We start from the raw sequence: 3,726 nt of genomic DNA, 5'->3' as shown, positions 1-3,726 counted from the left end.
CCATCTTCCTTCTCCCTTTAATCTTCATTTACACTCTGTTTAAAAGTTACCGTAAACAGGCTATTGACAAGCTGAATATAAACGGTCAGGTGATATATATCGAGAAAGTTCTAAACGACAGGTTTTTCTTAAAAAACAGGGAAATATACATCACCGATATTGCGGGAAAGGAGTCGTACCTGTATCACCGTAGGGAAGAGCAAATACCGTCCTATCTGCATAAACGGAGCGAAGGGGCGGAAATAAAATATATCCAGCAGCGCGGTGAAGGAAACTATTCAGGGAATTACATGGTGAACATACCGTCGTTTCTGTCAGCGTATGAGGGTGAAATTAAAAATTTGATAGACTATTATAAACCAGCCGGACGAACCTACGTCCTTAAAATATACGAATATGAATAAACTGTTATTTAAAGAAGGCGGGCAGCCATTTTATTTGGATGATTTGGACTTTATGCAAAGCGCATTTGCGGACACTGTGAAAGGAATAGTCAGTACATACGGCAATGTCATTCTTTCCGGGTGTAATGTGCCGCCTCCTATCGCTATTGCCGGACATCCGACGACTTATAGCTGGGAAGAAGGTTATATAGCCATTAACGGGGAAGTTTACAGGGTGGAGGAAGGCAGTTTTCAAGGTGGCTTGAACGCTAACCTATACTGGAAAGTGGTCAGCACGGAAGGTCAAAAGGAAATATATGAAAATACATCCGAAAACAATGTGTATCAATACCGAAAAGTGGAACTCACTGATACGGTTACCTCGTCGGATATTTATGTGTCTGCTTCTTCGGTAAAAAGCATGAATGATTACCTGATGATTTATGAAGAAAAAGAGATTCGTACCAAAGTAAGTGGTGGCATCCCTGAAGATAGTCTTTCGGTCTCTTTTAAAGTGTTCAAAAGCAATCAGGGTTTTGATATCGTTAAAATTAATTTTAGGGCTTTGAAGGCTTTTTCGGGTGCTTCTTCACCGTGGGTATATTATGACTATTATGAAGCAGACCGCAAACCTCAAATTGTTGTAAGGAATGACAATTTTGCCGCAATTCATACTTTCCAACTTGTAAATGGGGCAGCATATATATATGACATATCCAAACAGGAAGCTATAAGAGACTTTCCCGAAGGTTTTTCCTATCAGGTTCAATTTTTAGTAAAGAAGTAATATAATGGCAACAATATACGAATTAAAAAGACGGGCACAGGAACTTTCTGCAAAGAAAGATTCCTTATCCATATCACCTGACGAGGTGGGCGGTTTGATTGATGAGACACTGGATGTCATCAATGAAGCGGAAAAGAATCAGGTGGGACTGGGTATCCGCAATACATATACGACCGTTGCGAAGATGAACGCGGACAGTACTTCCCCGGCTGGCTCTGACGGAAAGCCGTTGAAATTCGGTCAAATTGTGACGGTATATGATGAGAGTCACCCCGATGCAGCCGATAATGGCAACATCTACGCCTTTCAAAATCCGGGCTGGAAACTTGTCAGCACGACAGGTAACCTTTCCGTATACGCAAAAAAAGAAGATGTAGAGACGGCAAAGAAAACGGCAGATGCTGCACAAAAGAAAGCAGATGAAGCCGCAGAATCCGCAAAAAAAGCGAATGAGGATATCGGAAGATTGTCCGATAACGTCGGTACGGAAGAAGCATCGGAAAGCGAAGACGGGACAGTATGGGGTAAACTTAAAAGCCTTTCCGACGATGCCAACAGTACATCACAGGACGTGTCTTCTTTAATGGTAGATTTCGTACATCACTCTACGGAACGCTTCGACGAAATCGCAACAGACTCTTCCATCGTGCTGGAGCAGTCCAGTGCAACCGCTGAAGGCGGTAAGATTGTGTTTATTGCCAGTAAGGGTAAATTTGCCTATTTCGTAGATAACAAATATTATCCAAGTTGGAAAGGTGTTGATAACTATATGAACACCGACCGGACACACCCGCACGAGAATAAAATATACTTGTTCGGCAATAAATCATACATCTACTATGCCGGAACATTACTTTCTGCCGACTCCGACGCGATGCAGCTAGCTGCGTCCGCGGACTTGTCGGCAAAAGCGGCAAAGAAATTGGCTGAAGGTGCACAGACTACCGCGTCTTCCGGCTTGTCGCTGGCGTATAAAGCCCTGTCCGTTATCAATGTCAACGAAATTTGTGGCGGCTCTGTCTATTCCTTGCCCGCAGCTATTGCCGCAATAACGGAAAGGGAGGATGTGGATAATATAACTTACCGCAAACCGGGTATAGTATTAACCTATAAAGTTGCTGATGGTGAATGGGAGTCAAAGCAGTTTGCCGGATCATCCCTTGAAGGTTTTGCCACAGAAACGAACTGGACGGACTTCGGTGGTGCTGGTGGTGACATGACGGGCAAAGGCGCGGTGCTACTGGTCGATGAAATTGCACCACTATCAAGCGGATATTATATTCTTCAAACAGCTATCAATGCCTTGACAGCTTACGAGACAGCGAATGAAACGGAATGTATCAAGCCCGGTGTGGTTATTATCTACCGTACCGGAAAGGAAACATTTGAATCCAAACAGTTGTGCGCGTCCCGTGCCGATTATAATGACTTGGCAGCATGGACTGACTTCGGTTCTACTGCCGGAGGAACTGTCGATACTGATTCCGAAATTATCAAGGACAGCACTAATCCGGTAGCAGGCGGTGCTATTTATGATGCCATGCCCGTTGACGTGGATGGAGAACAGGCAGAAGACGGGACGGTGCGTGTATATATGAAAAATGCGGAAGGAATGCCGCTAGGCGACGGTTTCACCTTTGCAGTCGGAACTGGTGGCGGTGGGGACGTTGCCGGGACAATCGTGTACATCTATCCGCAAAAGACCTCCTTGTATGCCGCACTCGGAACTGACGACCTGACAATCAGGCTTGCGATCATGTCGCGTACCGGATCGGGTGAGATGGTTTCATACAACAACATCGAAACCCTGCAACTGAAAGACAAGTCAACAGGTGAAACGCTTGAAACTTTCAACGTGAACCGGGAAAGTTCCTCGTCAGATACGGACTACACTTTCACGATTCCCGTTAAAAGCTATTTCAGTGAAGCGATGAACCGCAAGTTCGTGGTCGTTGCTACCGATGACGGGGGAAATACCGCACAGAAGACAATCAGCGTCACGGCTGTAAACCTGAAACTTTCCCGTGTATGGGCTTTGTACAAAACATTGCAGGAAGGTTCGGGACTCGTCACCATGACGGACGTGTTCAAACTGTCCTCTGCCAATAAGTCAACCGTTACGGCTCATATCAAAACAGGTGACGAATGGAAGCTGATCTCACAGACCAGCGTGGCTTCTACACGCTCACAGGACTTGCAAATCAACGTTTCGTCTTTGGGACTGAAACATGGTGCATATACTATCAAAGTCGTCGCACAGGACGTGGAATCGGGCGTATGGTCGAACTACCAGTTCTTTGACGTAATGATCGTTAATCCGTCCAGCCTTATGCCTGTTGTCGCGCTGGCACATTCGGAAGACACGGAAACAGCATGGGCTGCTAAACAGTACGCAAACCTCAATATCGAAGTGGCGTGCTATGATCCCGGTCATGTCGCTACCGATGCCCATGTTGAAATACACAAGGTCGCAAAAGTTACCAATACCTCTACCGGAGACAATAGTGAAACCGATACGGTGATGACTACCGTATCAGTAGGACGTAACAGTACATT

The 3,726-nt window shown here is 45.5% G+C and carries 2 protein-coding genes and 1 pseudogene; all 3 read left to right on the top strand.

The features are described from left to right. Positions 1-404: hypothetical protein (locus tag HMPREF2794_RS23955; RefSeq protein ID WP_070752902.1), on the top strand; the 404-nt coding region annotated here is incomplete at its 5' end. After that, positions 397-1,170: a hypothetical protein gene (locus HMPREF2794_RS23950; RefSeq protein WP_004303245.1), complete on the top strand. Its 774-nt coding sequence runs from the start codon at positions 397-399 to the stop codon at positions 1,168-1,170. The genes HMPREF2794_RS23955 and HMPREF2794_RS23950, both read left to right, overlap by 8 nt. Positions 1,171-1,174: 4 nt before the next feature. Beyond that, positions 1,175-3,726 (top strand): annotated as a pseudogene (locus tag HMPREF2794_RS23945) (hypothetical protein); the annotation flags it as partial.

It is taken from the genome of Bacteroides sp. HMSC067B03, assembly GCF_001811315.1.
Classification (GTDB): domain Bacteria; phylum Bacteroidota; class Bacteroidia; order Bacteroidales; family Bacteroidaceae; genus Bacteroides; species Bacteroides faecis.
This window is presented reverse-complemented; position numbering and strand designations above follow the sequence as displayed.